Raw genomic sequence first — 18,049 nt, 5'->3', positions numbered from 1 at the left:
AAATGCAATGGTTTGGGAAAATGGAGAGAATTCTTGACGGGAAATCAAGCGGGATTCGAGAGCCCAGTCCGAACGATCGAAGCCGGGAAAATCCCGGGAATTCCAGACGTTAATCCCCTTACACTTGTTGAGCGCTCGACGCTCTGTGGGCCTGGAAAAGCGACGTGGATCTGGTGCCGTGGGTAGCGGAAAACGAGCACAGAATGCCACCGGTGCTGCCAGCTACGCCGGATCGGTTTGCCCAGGAATGGCCGCGGGCTTGGTTTCATGCCGGTTACACAATCGTTAATCCATCATCGTTGGCCGGTTACAAGGTGCGATTAAGTTCGTTTCAACAGGGAAAAGAAGAAGACCGAAGGAAACGACGATGCGTACGAAAATCCAGATCACCGATACCGACCTTCGCCAGCAGGGTCCCCAGCGTAACGACCGGCGCCCGAAGCTGGCGCTGCGCCAGCGCGCCAGTGATCATCCGATGGCGATGTTCATGCTGCTGGCGGCTGCCGCATTTGCCGGCATGGCGTTGACGCCGACCGTCGGTCCGGCCTTCGCCTCACTGAACCCGCCGGCCAACCTCATCGACGGCGCGACAACCACCACCAAGACGGCGCGCCTGCCGATGCCGGAGATCGATTTTGCCTGCAAGGGGCAGGCCTGGGGCGCCGAGAGCCTGGATTGCCTGCGCGTCATCGCTGCCCAGTCGGGCAAGGCACGACCGGTCCGCATGATCGCCAATGCCGCCCCGCTGGCTGATACGCCGAACGTTTTTTGATTTTTTTGCGAGCGCCCTCCAGCACTCCAGTCAGGCTCCCGCCGCAATGTCGGCCGGGAGCCTTTTTCTTCCGGGGCGAGATCGCGGAGTCTAGCCGCCCAGAGCGGCCTGCTCGGCAATGGCCGAGAGCACGCCGCGCACATCCAGCGTGCTGAACGGTTTTTCGAGGATCGGCGGTCGCTGCTGCGCCGGCAGCGCTTCGATCTCGCCTTTCGCGCCGATCAGATCGCCGGTGACAAGCACGAAGCGCCGCGCCAGACCCGGCATTTCGGCGAGTAGCTCGCGATAGGCGGCTATGCCGCTGGTGCCGGGCATGCGCAAATCGGAAAACACGATGTCCGGCGGCACATGGCCGCTCAGCGTCGCGGCGGCCGAGACCCAGGCCGGCACGACCCGCGACTTGATGCCCATCAGCTCCAGAATATCGGACAGCGACGCGGCGACATCCGGCTCATCGTCTATGATCAGCGCGTGACGCAAGCCGCTCGACCGCGACGGAGCTTCGCCGGCGGCGGCCGCGCCGGCAGCGATCGCCGGCAGCTGCACGACAAAACGCACACCTCTCGGCGAAACCTCCTCGAACCAGATATTGCCATTGTGCCGCTCGATGATCGATTTCGAGATCGACAGGCCGATGCCGGTACCGACACCGACCGGCTTGGTGGTGAAATAGGATTCGAATATGCGTGAGCGTATCGCTTCCGGCACGCCTGGCCCGTTGTCCTCGACCGAGAATCCGGGATTGCCGCGGTCGCTGCGAAACGTCCGGACCTTGATCCTGCGGTCGCCGGCAACGCCGGCCAAGGCGTGCTGGCTGTTGATGAGGAAGTTGGCGGCCACCTGCGTCACGTGGTCGGCATCGGCCATGGCCAGCAACGGGCCGCTGGCGAAATCGGTGTCGATGATGATGCCGCTCGACCGTGCACCATAGGCGGTCACTTCGAGTGCGGCGCGGATCACCTGGTTGAGGTCGGTTTCGGCTTGTGCGGCCGGGTGCAGGCGGACCATCGACAGGAAGCTCTTGACGATACGGCCGCAGCGCTCGGCAGCGGCGCGCACCTTTTCGGCGCGCACCTTGGTCTGGGGATCGGCGGCGAATTCGTGCAGCAGCGTCGACTGGGCGACAACCACGGCCAGCGGATTGTTGAGCTCGTGCGAAACGCCGGCAAGCAGCGAGCCCATTGCCGCCATCTTCTCGTTCTGGTGCAGTTTTTCGCGCTGGCGGTTGATTTCCTCCTCGGCCCGCAACTTGTCGCGCAGGTCGCGGATGGAGCCGAAGATCAGCTGGCGATCGGCGACCCGCATCTCGGTTGCCGTCAGCTCGATCGGAAAAACCTCGCCGGCGGCATTCTGGGTGACCGTTTCAAGCCGTTGGCCGACCATCGGCGCGCCGCGGCCCGACATGTATTCGGCACCCGACGCATAGCCCTTGCGGTAATATTCCGGCACGACCGTATCGAGCAGGTCCTTGCCGAGGATATCGCTGCGCCGATAGCCGAACATCTTCTCGGCGGCCGGATTGAATTCGATAATCGAGCCGGTCTCGTCGATGACGATGATGGCGTCGAGAGAGGCCTGCAGCATGGTGCGGCGAATGACGTCGCTGGCATGCGCGTCGGAGGGCGACCGTTCGATGGCATCGCCGATGGCGAGTGCCACCATGTGCAGCGCCGCCTCTTCCTGGTCGGTCCATTCGCGTTCGTGGATGCAGTCGTTGACCGCCAGCGTGCCCCACAAATTGCCGTGCGAAAAGACCGACACCGACAGGAATGACTTGATGTTCTGCTTTTCGAAATCGGTCCGCAGAAAGCCTTCGAGATCGCGTGTGTGCCCGGCGAAGATCTTGCCTTGACGCTCGTCCTCCGCCAGCCGTTCCAGCAATGGGTCCGAATCGACGACCGACTGCATGATGACGGTCGGTGACGCCAGTTCGCCGCCAAACCGGGGAGCGATCCAATAAGCGGCGACCGACTGGGCGAAGCCCTGGCCGGGCAGTTCGCGCAGGCGAAACAGGATGCCGCGGTGACAATCCATGGCTTCGCAAAGCGTCTGGAGAATACCCTCCATTTCGCGTTGCCAGTCGCCGGCTTCGCGCAGCCGGCGAACCACATGCACGGCCGCCATCGCCGCGCCCTGCCTGGCGCCCTGCATGTCCGCGCGTGTTGTTTCAGCCGTCATGGTCAGCCGTCATTTCCTGGCCGTGGCTTGCTCAAGCCGCCGGGCCTTAGTTGTTTTCCCCGACTGGCAGCGAGAAGATATAGCCTTCGCCGCGCACCGTGCGCAGGAATTTCGGATTGGCCGGATCCGCCTCGATCTTCTTTCTCAGCCGCATGATGCGGATGTCGACGGCGCGGGACGACTCCGGGTCCTCGACGAAACCGATCGCCTCGGAGATCGCCGCCCGCGTCAACAGCCGGTTGGCGCGCGTCAGGAACACCTCCAGCACGTCGAACTCGCTCTTGGCCATGTCGATGACCGCGCCGTTGGCGCCGGTGACGAGCCTGCCGTCGAGATCGGCGTGAAAGGGTCCGAAGCTCACGGACCGGCGGCCGCCGGATGTTTCAGCCTTGGCCTTTTGTGGCTCGGTCGGTTCCGGAACGCGGCGCAGCACGCTGCGCACCCTGGCCAGCACTTCGCGCAATTCGTAAGGCTTGACGATGTAGTCGTCAGCGCCGAGCTCCAGTCCGACGATGCGGTCCAGCGCGGTACCGGCCGCCGTCGCATAGATGATGCCGATCGGCATTTTCGACCGCATCCAGCGGCCGAGCGACAGGCCGTCCTCGCCCGGCATGGCGATGTCGAGAATGGCCAGATGGAAGGACTGGGTTTCCAAAAGGTCGCGCGCCGCCGCCGCACTTTCGGCCGTGGCCACATCATAGCCGCTGGCGCCGAGATACTCGGCGACCGCATCCCTCAGGTCGGGCTCGTCCTCGACAATGACAATTCGTGCCCGCACGATGCTTTCGCTCCCGCTTTCAGCGGAAAGTAGATTGGGTATAAACATGATGTCCAGCACTCTTCTTGGGTTGCCGTATGCGGGGTAGAAAAACATGGCTGCACGATCCGTTATCGCGCTTGTTTCCGTCGCTGAAGTAATTGCGACCGATCTCGCCGATCATCTCGAGCGGCGCGGTCATGACGTCCGCGCGGCGCGACAGCCGTGGGAGGCCGAATCGCTGCTTTCGGAAAAGGGTATCGATGTCGTGGTTGTCGGCGACAGCGTCAGCCAGGCAGAGGGGCGCGACCTGCTCAGGCGACATGGCGGCGAAGGTGGACCGGATTTCATCCTGATCTGCCGCCCGGCCGATCTGGTCGACAAGGTTCTGGCGCTCGAACTCGGCGCCGCCGACGTCGTCGAAAGCCCGCTCAATGTCAGGGAGCTTGCCGCTCGCGTAGGCGGCCTTCTGGCTCGGCGCGGCAGGAGCGCCGGGGAACTGATCGTGCTGGAGAACGCGACCGTCGATCTCCGATCGGCCATCGTCATGCACCGCTCGGGCACGGAAGAACAGCTGTCCCCCGGGCAGGTGGCGCTGCTCAGGCTGTTCCTGGCCAGCCCACGCAAGGTGCTGACGCGGGACGACATCATCGCCGCCGCGCCCGCCGAAAATGCCGAAGCCTTCGATCGGTCGATCGATTCGCGCATCGTGCGGCTGCGCCGCAAGCTCGATACCGAAACCATCACCACCATACGGGGTGCGGGTTACCGGTTCGATCCGCCGACGCAATTCGCCGATTGAAGGCAGGACGGCCACCCTCTTGTCTCGAGCATCGGGTTTTCCCAAAACCGGTTTCCACTTTGGGGTCCGATGCTCTTCAGCGCACCACGAGAAGCGACGGGCCGGACAGCATGTCACTGTTCGTACTGACCTCGCCGGCATGGGCACGTTCCTTCAGCAGCACGGTGGCGAGGCCGGCAATGCCGAGCAGGCCCTGGACGTAAAGCAGGGCGGAAAGCACGGAAGCGGCGAATTTCGTTTTCATGCTGTTCGTTCCTCAAAATTGGAATTTACGGGCACTTCAGGGGAACCCCCGAAGCGCCCGCGCCGCCAGCGGAGCCCCCCGTTGCGGCGCGGGCCTTCGGTCCTCTCGGCTGCAAGTTGCCGGAGGCGCCGCGCATCCTCAACGGCCCTAAGCCGCCCCCGCCAGAGGGACTTGAGCAGGTCGACGCGCAGGCTGGAAACTGTCCAGACCAATCCAGACCGTAGCGAAAACAGTGTTGGCTTCCGATCGTTCGTTGACCGCTGTTTTCGTTAGGTCAACTTACCCTGTTCGCTGTATCCGGATCATGCCGCCGAGGCTGCGCTTTGTTGCAGCTCGGTTTCGGAGTCAGGTGAATTCCTATCAAACGAAAGGCAATCGCGTATTCGCGCCGCGGTTTGGCCGATCCGCCTAGGCAAACACGCCACCGTCATGACGACGTCGTGCAACTGCAAGCTGCTTTGCACGGACCTTTTCTGTTAACCAGGGGAAACAGAAACGAAACACAAACGAGCACGTAGCGAAATCGGCTGGAAACATGACGCCCCGATAAGCCGGTCATCGAATTGAGCCGGCCCCGACCGGCAGAATAGGGGAGACATCATGTACACTGCCATTTCCGCCAAGCTCATCAACATCGCTGCCGCCGTGATCACCGGTACTGCCTTGCTTGTCAGTGCCGGCAACGGCGCAGCCCACGCCGCCGCCAACAAGATCGTTGCGCGTGTATCACTGTCACAGCAGACCATGGAAATCCTGGTCGACGGCCGGCCGACATTCGCCTGGAAGGTCTCGACCGGCGACAGGACGCACGTCACGCCGACCGGTTCGTTCAAGCCGACCCGCATGCATGAAATTTGGTATTCGAAGAAATACGACAACGCCCCGATGCCGCATTCGGTGTTCTTCAGCGGCGGCTACGCCGTACATGCGACAAGCGCCATCAAGCGCCTCGGCCAGCCGGCCTCGCATGGCTGCGTGCGTCTGCATCCGGATAACGCCGCCGATTTCTACCAGCTCGTCGAGGTCTTCGGCCCGGCCAACACCAGCATCGTCATCGTCAACTGAGCGATGCTGCTCTCGTCGCTCTCACAAAAGGCCGGAAAATCCGGCCTTTTTATTGTACAATATTAGTACAGTCTAATCCGGCATCACCGGCATCAGGTTCGGATCCGGCTTTTCGGCGTGATGCGGCAGGTCCTTGCTGGCGATAAAGGTGTAGAACATCGGCACCACGAACAGCGTGAACATGGTTCCGACCAGGATGCCGGTGAAGATCACCAAGCCCATCGAATAGCGTGCCGCGGCACCAGCGCCGCTGGAGATGATCAGCGGCACCACGCCGAGCGCCATCGCCGCCGTCGTCATCAGGATCGGCCGCAGCCGCACCTTGGCCGAGGCGATGATCGCATCGCGCCGCCGCATGCCGTGCATTTCACGCTGCTGGTTGGCGAACTCGACCAGAAGGATGCCGTGCTTGGTGATCAGGCCGATCAGCGTGATCAAGCCGACCTGCGTGTAGATGTTGAGCGTGCCGAGCCCGACATTAAGCGGCACGATCGCGCCGAAGATCGACAGCGGCACCGCCATCATGATGATCAGCGGATCGCGGAAACTTTCGAATTGCGCCGCCAGCACCAGATAGATGACGAGCACCGCCGCCGCAAACGCGATGATGATCGTGTAGCCCTGTTCCTTCTCCTGCCGCGATTGACCGGTATAGTCGATGAAGAAGGTGTCGGGCAGGCTTTGCTTGGCAATGTCCTCGATCGCCTGTAGCCCATCCCCGGTGGTGATGCCGGGCCGCGGCAAGGCAGAGATCGTCGCCGAGTTGAGCTGGTTGAACTGCTCGATGGCGGCCGGCGACGCGTTGGTCGAGATCTTCACCACCGCCGAGAGCGGCACCATCTCGCCCGATACGCTGCGCACGAAATACTCGCCCAGTTTTTCGGGATTGTCGCGGAATTGCTGCGGCACCTGCGGAATGATGTCGTAGCTATTGGATTCGCGGTCGAATTGCGCCACTTCGGCGCCACCGACCAGGAGCGTCAGCGTCCGGCCGATGTCGGCTATCGGCAGGTTGAGCGCGGCGGCGCGATCGCGGTCAATCGTCACTGTCACTTGCGGCGCGTCGAAGGTCATCGAATTCTGCACGACGATGAAGCGGCCGGAGGCCTGCGCCTTGTTCTTGATGTCTTCGGCCGCCTCGTACACCTGCGAGGCGTCGCCGGTCGAGCGCACGACCATCGTTATCGGCAGGCCGCCGCCGGAGCCGGGCAGCGTCGGCGGCGCGAAGACGAAAGCTTCGACGCCCGCCACCTTGCTCAGGCGGCCCGTAATGTCTTGCTGGATTTCCTTCGAGTTGCGCGTGCGGTCAGCCCAGTCCTTGAACGCAAAGCCGACGAAAGCGCTGTTTGTCTGGCCACCACCGAAGGCGACCGCGGAGAACTGTGCCCGCGTCTCAGGCAGATCCTTGACCAGGCCGAGTATCTGATTGACGTAGGTTTCGGTATAGTCCGACGTCGCGTACCGCGGCGCGGTCACCAGCGAAAGCAGGAAACCCTGGTCCTCTTCCGGCGCCAGTTCGCTCGAGGTCTTGGTGAACATGAAACCGGTCGTGGCGACCAGCGCGAGGACGATCATCAGCGTCACCGGGCGATAGTTCAACGAACCGGTGACGAGCCGCTCATAGATGTGTTCGACCCGCCCGAACGTATTGTCGACAATGCGCTGAAAGCGGCTGTGCGAGCCGGACCTCAGGATACGTGCCGACATCATCGGTGTGATGGTGAGGGCGACGACACCCGAAAGCACCACCGAGCCGGCAAGCGTCACCGCGAATTCGCGAAACAGTGCGCCTGTCAGGCCGCCGGTGAAGGCCAGCGGCGCGAACACGGCGGCCAATGTTATCGTCATGGCGACGACGGCGGACGAGATCTCCCGCATGCCGTTGAAGGCTGCCTGCATCGGCGACAAGCCGTCTTCCTCCATGTGGCGGTGGATGTTTTCCACCACCACGATGGCATCGTCGACGACAAGTCCGATCGCCAGCACCATGGCCAGCAACGACAAAAGATTGATCGAATAGCCCACCGAAAACAGCAGGAAACAGACGCCGATCAGCGACAGCGGAATGGTCACGATCGGCATCAGCACCGAGCGGAACGAGCCGAGGAAGAGCAGGATGACGACGATGACGATGGCGACCGCCTCGCCGATGGTCTTGAACACCTCCTCGATCGACGCGCTGATCTGCTCGGTTGAGTCGTAGACGATCTCCATCGTCATGCCGAGCGGCAGCGTCTCCTGGATGGTCGGCACAATCTTGTGGATTGCCGCCGCGGTGGTCAGCGGATTGGCGGCCGGCGTCGGAAAGATAGCGAGAAAGATGCCGGGCTTGCCGTTGAAGCTGACCCTGGTGTCGGTGTTCGCCGCGGCGAGTTCGACGCGGGCCACGTCGCGCAGTCTCACCACATTGCCGTCCTTCGACCGGAGTGGAAGGGCGGCGAAAGCCTCCGGCGTCTGCAGCGTCGAGCGAACGGTGATCGAAGAAACCACATATTCGTTTTCGGTGTCGCCGGGCGCGGAAAGGAAATTCGATTCGTTGATGGCGGCCAGCACTTCCGCCGCCGTCACGCCGCGCGCCGCCAGTTTGATCGGGTCGATCCAGACCCGCATCGAATATTCGGCTGCGCCGAAGATCTGCACGTCGGCGACGCCTTCGACCGTCGAGATACGCGGCCGCACGACGCGCTCGATATATTCGGTGAGCTGTTCCGGCGTCATGTTCGGGTTCTGCATCGAGATGTACATCATCGCGAACTGCTGGCCGGTGCCCTTGACGATCACCGGGTCTTTGGTTTCGTCCGGCAGATCGCCGCGAACGCTCTGCACCTTCGACAAGACTTCGTTCAGCGCGACGTCGGGGTCGGAGCCGAGTTTCATCTGCACCGTCACGGTGCTGGATGACGGCCGGCTCGCCGACGTCACATAATCGATGTTTTCGGTCGACGCGACAGCACGCGCGATCGGCGCGGAAATGAACCCCTGGATCAGGTCGGCGCTGGCGCCGGGATAGGCCGTGGTGATGGTGATGGCCGTTTCTTCAACCTCTGGATACTGCCGGATCGAAAGGTTGAAGATGCCCTGAAAACCCAGAAGCAGGATCATGCAGGCAAGCACGGTCGAAAGGACCGGGCGGCGGATGAAGAGGTCGGAAAAGCTCATTGCTGGGCTGCCTGCTGGTTCCCTGGCTTGCTCGGATCGATCGTGTTGTCGACGGCAACGGACATGCCGTTGGAGAGCCGGTTCTGGCCGGCGGTAACGACTTCGTCGCCGGGCGCGATGCCCTCCAGAATCTCAACGAGGCCGGCGTTGCGGCGGCCTGGCTTGACGAACACCTGGGCTAGCACGAGCTGCGGCTTCTGTTCTTCCGCTGCCGGCTTGGCTTCCTCTGCCGGTTTGGCTGGGGTAGCAGCCGGCTTTTCTTCGGGTTTTGCCGCGGGTGCTTCGGCTGCGGGCTTGGCAGCATCTGCAGCCGGCTTGTCTTCCGGCTTTGCCTCGGGCGCCGCGCCGTTGGCTTCGGCGGATTTGGCCGGGCGCACCACGAAGACGAAGTCGCCGTACAGGCTGGAAGTCAGCGCCGTCTGCGGCAGCGCCAGCACGTCGTTCTCCTCGGGCAGTTCGACGCGCACCTGGACGAACTGACCGGGCGTCAGCTTGCCTTCGGGATTGCCGACCTCCGCTCTCACCGTCACCAGCCGGCTGGTCGGGTCGATCTTCGGATCGATACCGCGGATACTGCCGGCGAACGGCATGTCGCCGCCGCCGACGCCCAACCGCACCGTCTGTCCGATCTTCAGCTGCGGAAGCTGCTGCTCCGGGACGGTGAAATCGACACGCATCGTGTCCATGTCCTGCAAGGTCACCACGGCGGTGCCGGGTGTGAGATACTGGCCAATGTCGATTTTCGGAATGCCGACGGTACCATTGAAAGGGGCCGTCAACTGCTTTTGGTCGAGCACCGCTTGCAGCTTGTTCACCTGCGCGGCGGAGACCGATGCTGCTGCCTGCGCTGTGTCGAGCGTAGCGTCGGTGCCGACCCCGCGCTTCTGCAGCTCAAGCGCGCGCATCAGCGTCGTCTGGTCGGAGGTCGCTTGCGCCTTCGATGCCACGAGGTCGGCTCGCTCGACTTCATCGTCGAGCTGCAGCAGCACGGCGTTGGCGGCGACCTTCTGATTGGCATGGAACAGGATGTCCTTGACGATGCCCGCGGTTTCGACCGTCAGGTCGACGCCGCGTACGGCACTGACAGTGCCGATCGCCTCGATGCCGGGCGTCCAGGACATCGGTTTGACGATGACCGTCGACACGGTCGCGGCCGGCGGCTTCATGGTGGCGAAGAACTGTTTGATCGCATTGTCGCGAAACAGGTTGAAGCCGACGATGCCGCCGCACACCAGCACGAGCAGAATGAAGGCGATGATGAAGCGCTTGATCACGAACAGTCCCCTCGGCCACGGCCCAGCATAACGGTCGGACGACCGGAACACATACCTGTGACTGGTCCCAATTTCAAATGACGGCGATCTTACTGTACCGTCTGGACGGTCTTGTCAATTCCGCCTAAGCTAATGAATGGGGAACCCTTGATGAAAGTCCGCAGAGCAAATTCGCGCGAGAAGATTCTCGCCGCCGCCGCCGCCGTGGCGCGCGAGACGGGTCCTGGCAGCCTGTCGCTGGATGCGGTCGCCAGCCGTGCCGGCGTGTCGAAGGGTGGTCTTCTCTACAATTTCCCGACCAAGGCGAAATTGATGCAGGCGCTGGTAGAGGATTACCTGCGCGCCTTCGAGCAGGCCCTGGAGTCCGCCCGCACGGCCGGCGTCAACAGCGAAAGCCCGCTTGCAACTTATATCAAGCTGTCGGCCGAGCATGCCGAGGAATCGAAACCGTCGGCATCCTGGATATTTTCGGCGATTGCCGAGGATCCCGATTTCCTGACCCCGATAAAATCGTTCAGGCGGCAGCTGTTCGAGCGGCTGAAGCAGGAAACGCCGAACCTCAAGGCGCTGCTGGTCTGCTATCTCGCCATCGAAGGGCTTCGCAGCATGAACCTGTTCGGTTCGGACATTCTCTCCGCCGAAGAGCGCCGGCTGCTGATATCGACCCTGCTGGAGATCGCGGAATAGTCTAGGAATGCGCTGGCCGGGTTCAACTGCCTCGGTCGCGTCGATCGCCCGTTGCGTCAACCCAAAGTGCCCGCCGTCACACAGGCTTCATCGTGCCGACATAGCGTCCTCCCATTCTTTGCTGCAACGCAGGAGGAGTGGGGTGTGGTCGATATTGTTTCAAGCGAGGCAGGAATTCCAAGGCCGGAGCATCCGCTTGACCGGCCAAACGACACCGGTAAATGGTTTCTGCCGGCCTTTGCCGTCATCATTCTGGGCGGCCTTGCCTATGTCGGCTACGCGCTCAGCCAGGACCTGACCAGCACCATCGCGGTGCCGTGGATCCTGCTTGGGCTGGCGCTGCTGATCGCGCTCGGCTTCGAATTCGTCAACGGTTTTCACGACACTGCCAATGCGGTGGCAACGGTGATCTACACGCATTCCATGCCGGCCGAGCTTGCAGTGATGTGGTCCGGCTTCTTCAACTTTCTGGGCGTGCTCACCGCCAGCGGAGCGGTCGCCTTCGGCATCATATCGCTGCTGCCGGTCGAGCTGATCCTTCAGGTCGGATCGAGCTCCGGACTGGCCATGGTCTTCGCGCTGCTGGTTGCGGCGATCATGTGGAATCTCGGAACTTGGTATCTCGGCCTGCCTGCCTCGAGCTCGCACACACTGATCGGCTCGATCATCGGCGTCGGTCTCGCCAACCAGTTCATGGCCCCGGCCGGCTCCGTCACCAGCGGCGTCGACTGGTCGCAGGCGTCCAATGTCGGCCTGTCGCTCCTGATCTCGCCGCTGGTCGGTTTTGGCCTGGCTGCACTGCTGCTTCTGGTGATGAAGCTGCTGGTCAGGAACCGCGAGCTCTACGAGGCGCCCAAGTCGAGCGCGCCGCCGCCGCTGTGGATCCGGGCGTTGCTTATCTTCACCTGCACCGGCGTCAGCTTTGCCCACGGCTCCAATGACGGGCAAAAGGGCATGGGCCTCATCATGCTCATCCTGATCGGCGTCGTGCCGACCGCCTTCGCGCTCAACCGCACACCGGACGTGAACTATCTCGAAGCTTACAAATCGGCGGCGACGCAGGTCGAAACGGTACTCGGCAAATACGTCAAGCCCGGCATCGCCGTGACCGATGCGGCAATCGTGGTCGGCGACGCCGTTCGCACCAAGACCTGGAAGGACGAGACCACGCCTGCCCTGCGGAGCTTCATCCACGACACCAGCGCCATGTTGTCGCCCTATCCGTCCGTGGAAAAGCTGCCGACAACTCTGGTCAGCAACGCCCGCAACAACATCTATCTTATCGGTGAAGCGCTGAAGCTGATCGACAGGAAGAAGCTGCTGCCGATGGAGGCAGACGACCTGAAGGCGGTGACAACCTACCATAAGGCGGTCGACAACGCGACGAAGTTCATCCCGCTCTGGGTCAAGGTCGCCATCGCGCTGGCGCTCGGCCTCGGCACCATGGTCGGCTGGAAGCGCATCGTCGTCACCGTCGGCGAGAAGATCGGCAAAAGCCATTTGACCTACGGTCAGGGTGCGTCCGCCGAGCTTGTCGCGATGGCGACGATCGCATCGGCCGACTATCTCGGCCTGCCGGTCTCGACCACCCATGTGCTGTCCTCGGGCGTTGCCGGCACCATGGCGGCGAACGGCTCTGGCCTGCAATGGTCGACGGTGCGCAACATGCTGATGGCCTGGATACTGACCCTTCCGGTCTCGATCTGTCTTGCCTTCGTGTTGTTCGTCATCTTCCGCCAGGTGTTCTGAGCGGGGGCAGGGTTTGACCAGAATGTCGCGGCACCGGCCCCGGCGCGGCCCTGATCGCCTGAACGTGCATTATTTCGGCGGCGGCCATGAATGACGCATCGCATCTGACATTGCTTGCCGCGGACGACCAGCATCATGCTCCCGGGCTGGTCTGGGCCTATCATGCTGCTCCCGGCAAAGCTCCCGAACCACTGGCGCCCCGAGACATAGAGGCCGCGCTCGCCTCAGCGGACGGCTGGGTCTGGCTGCATGTCGACCTTGTCGACCGGCGCGCCCATTCCTGGGTCAGCCATGCCTGCGCGCTGCCGGCGTCGGCTCATGCAATCCTCGAAGGACATGAGGACAGCCTAGTGCTGGCGCATGAGAATGGCGTCGTCCACGGCATTTCGGCCGACTTGCACGGCGAGATCGCCCATCAGTCGACGACCATCGGCAGATTGCATTTTGCGGTCTCCGAGCGGCTGCTGGTCACCGGCCGCCGGCATCCGCTGGCGGCGGTGGAGGAAGTGCACACTGCCCTTGCCGCGGGACTGCGGCCGGCCACGGCATTCGAGCTGTTCGAAATGCTGGTCATGGCTTTTTGCAAGACCACCAGCCTGCGGCTCGCTACAGCGACGAAGCGGCTCGATGCAGTCGAGGATCATCTCGTGACCGAGCGGCTTGCCAACGAAAGACGGCAGCTGAAGGATGTGCGCCGCCTTGCCGTATCCCTGCATCGGCCGATCGCGGCCCTGGCAGCGCTTTTCCAGGGTGAAGACCGTTCCGCCTGGAACCTTTCCGCCGACGCACATGAAGTTCTGCGCCGGCTTGCTGCGCGCCTTGAACGGCTCGACCGCGAGGTCGTCATGATCAACGACCGGGCAAGACTGCTGCAGGAGGAGCTTGCCGCCGAGCTTGCCGACGAATCGAACCGTAGCCTCAAGGCGCTGGCGGTGATGAGCGCGCTGCTTTTGCCGGGCACGCTGATCGTCGGCATTTTCGGCATGAACACAGGCGGACTGCCATTTGCCGAGAGTCCCAGCGGCTTCTTCCTGGCGATGCTGCTGGCGGCTGGCGCTACCGGCCTGTTCTACTGGCTTCTGCTGCGTGCCGGCGCCAATCTGCGGTTCTGAACCCGATTAATGGCGGCGTTCGTTCACCTGTGTCAAAGTACGGGCTGGCACGTTGAAACCACGCCTCGCCTTCCGAAAATCGGTTCCGATTTTCGGGCCGATGCGCTAGAGCCTTTCGGGATTGAACCGAGCTGCCTTCAACCTGGAAAGGCTCCCACCGCTGCCCATGCCCCATCTTCCCGAGCATCTTCTCACCGGCTACCGCAGTTTCATGAGCGGCCGCTATCTCACCGAAAGCGGCCGTTATCGCTCGCTGGCGCGGGAGGGCCAGGCACCGGAAACGATGATCGTCGCCTGCTGCGATTCGCGGGCCGCGCCCGAAGCGATCTTCGATGCCGGGCCCGGCGAGCTGTTCGTGCTGCGCAATGTCGGCAATCTGGTGCCGCCCTATGCGCCCGACGATCAGTTCCACTCGACATCGGCGGCGCTCGAATTTGCCGTGCAGAGCCTCAAGGTCAAGAACATCGTGGTGATGGGCCACGGCCGCTGCGGCGGCATCCGCGCGGCACTCGACACCACGGCCGCACCCTTGTCGCCGGGCGATTTCATCGGCAAGTGGATGAGCCTGATCGCGCCGGCGGCCGAGACCGTATCGTCGAGCACCTTCATGACCGCGACCGAGCGCCAGACGGCGCTGGAGCGCATCTCGATCCGCTATTCCATAGCCAATCTGCGCACCTTCCCTTGTGTTTCGATCCTCGAAGGCAAGGGGCGACTGTCACTGCACGGTGCCTGGTTCGATATTTCGACCGGCGAGCTTTGGGTGATGAACAAGGACACAGGCGATTTCGAGCGGCCGGAGACGGAGTAGGAGACGAGGCATGATGCGAGCTCGGTTCGCGTTCGCGGCGGCAGCGCTGCTGTGCTCGGCAAATATCGCCCGCGCCGACGATAGCGCGATCATAGACCGCTGGTATTCGGCACTGCTGGTCGCCGACCGCACCGAATTGTCGGACCTGCTTGCCGACAACGTCCGCATCAAGCTCGACGACCTCGGCGTCGTGCAAAGCAAGCAGGAATTCATCGCCTCGATCGCCGAGTGGCAGGACGCCGTCGCCGGGGCCGAAATCCGCCATCGGATCGAGAAGACGGAGGGCGGCGTCACCACTGTGATCGCCTGCTATGATTTTCCCAGTAACGACATGCTGATGCAGGAGACTTTCGCGATCGCCAACGACCAGATCAGCGCCAGTTCGCAAGCCGCGATCGCCGAAAACTGCGACGGCTACTGACGAAATTTGGTCTTGAGCTTCTCGGGGGATAGGCGCTGGAATTGCCGGCGTCAATTCGGACCTGTCCACGTCACGTGGTTACGCAGGTGGGAACGCCAATGCGACAAGCCATGCGGTCAATCCACTCACAACGACGGTCGCGCCCTGCAAAAGTGCACTGTTACCGGAATTCGAAATCTTATGTGTTGGAGGGCAATGATGGGCAATCAATTCAATCTTTTCCTGTCGCACAGAGATGAAATCGTTTTCAACCATGCCTTGTCCAAGGGTGTTGAGAATATAGTATTCGTCAAGCCGTCCATCGAAGATGGCGATACCCCCATTTTTTGGGAGCCCATCCGAGAAGAAGAACGGTCTTTTAAAAACAGAAGAGTTCTGATATCGTCAAAGGATTTTTTAAACAACATAGTCCTTGAGCGTGACGCTGAAAATAAATGTTTGCAAGTTAGTTCAAGATTATCTCCGGTAATTGAATATGATATAAATCTGTGGCGCGGCGATGTAATGTTGCCTGGCAGAATGTACTATAATTTAGACTGGTCGGAAGGCGATATGAGGAAAGAATACGACGCATACTTTAGTCGTGTTTTCAAGTTGTCTAAATCTAACCTAAATAAAATTAGAAATAGTCACGGAAGCGTTATCTATCTCGGAAACGAAATGATGCCTGAATTTTACAACGAGACCATGGATTTTAGATTATTATAGATGGGAATTACCGTTACAGTGCACTTTTTGCTGCGCTGCGCGCGAGTGGGCATCCTGGTTCGCATACGAGTCGTGGGCACGCATCAGTGTTAACCAGCCGCGCTGTTGCGCGCAATCGGCCGGCGCCCTACATCGGTGACGCCCGCCTCCCGCCACTCAGCGAAAGTTTGCCCATGCCGTCCACCGTCGACCTCGCCGCCCATCCGCTGACCGCATGGCAAGGGCCGCTCGGCCTGCCTGATTTCACGCGCATCGGCGACGGCGATTTTTCTCCGGTCTTCGACGCGGCCATGAAGGCGCACGAGGCCGAGATCGAGGCGATTGCCGGCAACACCGGGACACCGACGATCGAAAACACGCTTGCCTCGCTCGAGCTTGCCGGCGAGGCGCTCGACCATGTCTCCTCGATCTTCTGGTGCCGCGCCGGCGCCCACACCAATGAGGCGATCCAGGCGCTGGAGCGCGACATCTCGCCAAAGATGTCGCGGCACTTCTCGGCAATCTCGATGAACGAACGCCTGTTCGCCCGCATCGACCACCTCTATCAGCACCGCGATGCTTTGAAGCTCGATGCCGAAACGCTGCGGGTGCTGGAAAAGACCTGGAAAAACTTCGTCCGCTCCGGCGCCAGGCTCGACGCCGAAGGCAAGAAGCGGCTGGCCTCGATCAACGAGGAATTGTCGTCGCTCGGCACCAATTTCAGCCAGAACGTGCTTGCCGATGAGCGCGACTGGGCGTTGTTCCTCGACGAGGCCGACCTTGCCGGCCTGCCGGAGTTCCTGAAAAGCTCGATGGCGGGAGCCGCCGAGATGCGCGGCCAGAAGGGCCGCTACGCCGTCACTTTGTCGCGTTCAATCTACGAGCCGTTCTCGACCTTCTCAGAGCGCCGCGATCTACGCGAGACAGCGTTCCGCGCCTTCATCATGCGTGGTCAGAATGGCGGCGCCACCGACAACACGGACGTGGTGCGCGACATGCTGCGCCTGCGCGCCGAGAAGGCGAAGCTGCTCGGCTATCCTTCCTACGCCGCATTGAAGCTCGACGATACTATGGCCAAGACGCCGGAGGCGGTGCACGCGCTGCTCGATCCGGTCTGGGAAAAGGCGGTGGAAAAGGCCGCAAGCGACCAGGCCGAATTGCAGCGGCTGGCGGCCGAGGCCGGCAGCAACGAGAAATTCGCTGCCTGGGACTGGCGCTTCTATCAGGAGAAGCTGCGCGCAGAGAAATTCGCCTTCGACGAGGCCGAGCTGAAGCCGTACCTGCAGCTAGACCGCATCATCGACGCCTGTTTCGACGTGGCAACACGATTGTTCGGCATTTCTTTCGAAGAAAAGAAGGGCATTGCCACCTGGCATCCGGACGCACGTGTTTTCGTGGTGAAGAATGCCGACGGCAGCGAGCGCGGCCTGTTCCTCGCCGACTATTTCGCGCGGCCCTCGAAGCGCTCCGGCGCCTGGATGAGCGCGCTGAAATCCGGTTATAGGCTTGGCCCTGGCTCGAAGCCGGTCATCTACAACATCATGAATTTCGCCAAGCCGCCGGCCGGCGAGGCCGCCTTGCTGTCGGTCGATGAGGCCAAGACCCTGTTCCACGAATTCGGTCATGCCCTGCACGGCATGCTGACCGACGTCACTTGGCCGTCGGTCGCGGGCACGTCGGTCAGCCGCGATTTCGTCGAACTGCCCTCGCAGCTTTACGAGCACTGGCTGACGGTGCCGGCGGTGCTGGAAAAACATGCGCTGCATGTCAAGACCGGCATGCCGATGCCAAAGGCGCTGGTCGACAAAATGCTGGCGGCGCGCACCTTCGGTGCCGGTTTCGCCACGGTCGAGTTCACGGCCTCGGCGTTGGTCGACATGGCCTATCACGCGCGGCCGGACGCGGCGGATCAGCCGCTTCGTTTCGAAGCCGAAACGCTCGAAAAGCTCAACATGCCCGACACCATCGCCATGCGTCACCGCACCCCGCATTTCGGCCACATCTTTGCCGGCGATGGCTATTCTGCCGGCTATTACTCCTACATGTGGTCGGAAGTGCTTGACGCCGATGCGTTCGCCGCCTTCGAGGAAACAGGCGATCCCTTCAACCCGGCGCTGGCCGAGCGGCTGCGCAAGAACATCTACGCCGCCGGCGGCTCGAAGGACCCGGAAGAACTCTACACCGCCTTCCGCGGCAAGATGCCGTCACCGGAAGCGATGATGGCCAAGCGCGGGCTGGTGTGATGCATGCCCGCTCTTGTCACCGGTTCTCTTTCCATCCTGATTGATCTCGGCCGCCGTCATGGCGTCGGGTTACGCACCGCCTGATCCG

At 62.0% G+C, this 18,049-nt stretch carries 15 protein-coding genes; 10 read left to right on the top strand and 5 right to left on the bottom strand.

Annotation, left to right across the window (positions count from 1 at the left end; genetic code table 11):
- Window positions 1–367: 367 nt before the first annotated feature.
- Window positions 368–772, top strand: coding sequence for a hypothetical protein (locus NKK47_RS00280; protein WP_023678146.1), 405 nt, complete (start codon window positions 368–370; stop codon window positions 770–772).
- A 90-nt stretch (window positions 773–862) separates the two neighbouring features.
- Here the strand turns inward: NKK47_RS00280 and NKK47_RS00275 are convergent, their stop codons facing one another.
- A complete protein-coding gene (locus NKK47_RS00275) occupies window positions 863–2,950 on the bottom strand; it encodes a PAS domain S-box protein (RefSeq protein ID WP_352574582.1) in 2,088 nt (695 codons plus the stop codon).
- 46 nt (window positions 2,951–2,996) lie between these two features.
- The gene (locus tag NKK47_RS00270; RefSeq protein WP_198023578.1) at window positions 2,997–3,776 is read right to left on the bottom strand and encodes a response regulator; all 780 of its coding nucleotides are present in this window, start codon (window positions 3,774–3,776) and stop codon (window positions 2,997–2,999) included.
- A 46-nt stretch (window positions 3,777–3,822) separates the two neighbouring features.
- Here NKK47_RS00270 and NKK47_RS00265 point away from each other — a divergent pair, with 46 nt between their 5' ends.
- A complete protein-coding gene (locus tag NKK47_RS00265; protein WP_292663715.1) occupies window positions 3,823–4,509 on the top strand; it encodes a response regulator transcription factor in 687 nt (228 codons plus the stop codon).
- A 76-nt stretch (window positions 4,510–4,585) separates the two neighbouring features.
- Here NKK47_RS00265 and NKK47_RS00260 read toward each other — a convergent pair whose 3' ends face one another.
- Entirely contained in the window at window positions 4,586–4,753 is a 168-nt protein-coding gene (locus tag NKK47_RS00260) for a hypothetical protein (protein WP_352451255.1), read from the bottom strand.
- 600 nt (window positions 4,754–5,353) lie between these two features.
- On the opposite strand from NKK47_RS00260, the gene NKK47_RS00255 reads away from it, so the two are divergent.
- Window positions 5,354–5,818, top strand: coding sequence for a L,D-transpeptidase (locus NKK47_RS00255; protein WP_352574580.1), 465 nt, complete (start codon window positions 5,354–5,356; stop codon window positions 5,816–5,818).
- Window positions 5,819–5,890: 72 nt separating this feature from the next.
- On the opposite strand, the gene NKK47_RS00250 is transcribed toward NKK47_RS00255, so the two are convergent.
- Both NKK47_RS00250 and NKK47_RS00245 read right to left on the bottom strand, forming a co-directional pair.
- Window positions 5,891–8,977, bottom strand: a complete 3,087-nt coding sequence (locus NKK47_RS00250; RefSeq protein WP_352574578.1) for an efflux RND transporter permease subunit — start codon at window positions 8,975–8,977, stop codon at window positions 5,891–5,893.
- Window positions 8,974–10,251, bottom strand: a complete 1,278-nt coding sequence (locus NKK47_RS00245; protein WP_502904966.1) for an efflux RND transporter periplasmic adaptor subunit — start codon at window positions 10,249–10,251, stop codon at window positions 8,974–8,976. The genes NKK47_RS00250 and NKK47_RS00245 overlap by 4 nt, the downstream gene beginning before the upstream one ends.
- Window positions 10,252–10,401: 150 nt before the next feature.
- On the opposite strand from NKK47_RS00245, the gene NKK47_RS00240 reads away from it, so the two are divergent.
- From NKK47_RS00240 to NKK47_RS00210, 7 genes are all read left to right on the top strand, one after another.
- Window positions 10,402–10,938: a TetR/AcrR family transcriptional regulator gene (locus NKK47_RS00240; RefSeq protein WP_352574576.1), complete on the top strand. Its 537-nt coding sequence runs from the start codon at window positions 10,402–10,404 to the stop codon at window positions 10,936–10,938.
- A gap of 144 nt (window positions 10,939–11,082) precedes the next feature.
- On the top strand, window positions 11,083–12,687 hold the full coding sequence (locus NKK47_RS00235) for an inorganic phosphate transporter (RefSeq protein ID WP_352574574.1): 1,605 nt from the start codon (window positions 11,083–11,085) through the stop codon (window positions 12,685–12,687).
- Window positions 12,688–12,773: 86 nt separating this feature from the next.
- Entirely contained in the window at window positions 12,774–13,799 is a 1,026-nt protein-coding gene (locus tag NKK47_RS00230) for a transporter (protein WP_352574572.1), read from the top strand.
- Between the two features lie 166 nt (window positions 13,800–13,965).
- Complete coding sequence (locus tag NKK47_RS00225; protein WP_352480025.1) at window positions 13,966–14,610, top strand: carbonic anhydrase; 645 nt, start codon at window positions 13,966–13,968, stop codon at window positions 14,608–14,610.
- A 13-nt stretch (window positions 14,611–14,623) separates the two neighbouring features.
- Window positions 14,624–15,031 carry a nuclear transport factor 2 family protein gene (locus NKK47_RS00220; RefSeq protein ID WP_352574921.1) on the top strand — a complete coding sequence of 136 codons (408 nt, stop codon included), beginning with the start codon at window positions 14,624–14,626 and terminating at the stop codon, window positions 15,029–15,031.
- A gap of 195 nt (window positions 15,032–15,226) precedes the next feature.
- Window positions 15,227–15,739, top strand: a complete 513-nt coding sequence (locus NKK47_RS00215; protein WP_352574570.1) for a hypothetical protein — start codon at window positions 15,227–15,229, stop codon at window positions 15,737–15,739.
- A 167-nt stretch (window positions 15,740–15,906) separates the two neighbouring features.
- Window positions 15,907–17,961, top strand: a complete 2,055-nt coding sequence (locus tag NKK47_RS00210) for a M3 family metallopeptidase (protein WP_352574919.1) — start codon at window positions 15,907–15,909, stop codon at window positions 17,959–17,961.
- Window positions 17,962–18,049: the final 88 nt, after the last annotated feature.

The sequence above is a fragment of the Mesorhizobium sp. M0019 genome (genome assembly GCF_040323975.1).
In the GTDB taxonomy this organism is placed as follows: Bacteria; Pseudomonadota; Alphaproteobacteria; order Rhizobiales; family Rhizobiaceae; genus Mesorhizobium.
The sequence above is the reverse complement of the archived record's forward strand: the minus strand, read 5'-3'. Positions and strand labels throughout refer to the sequence as shown.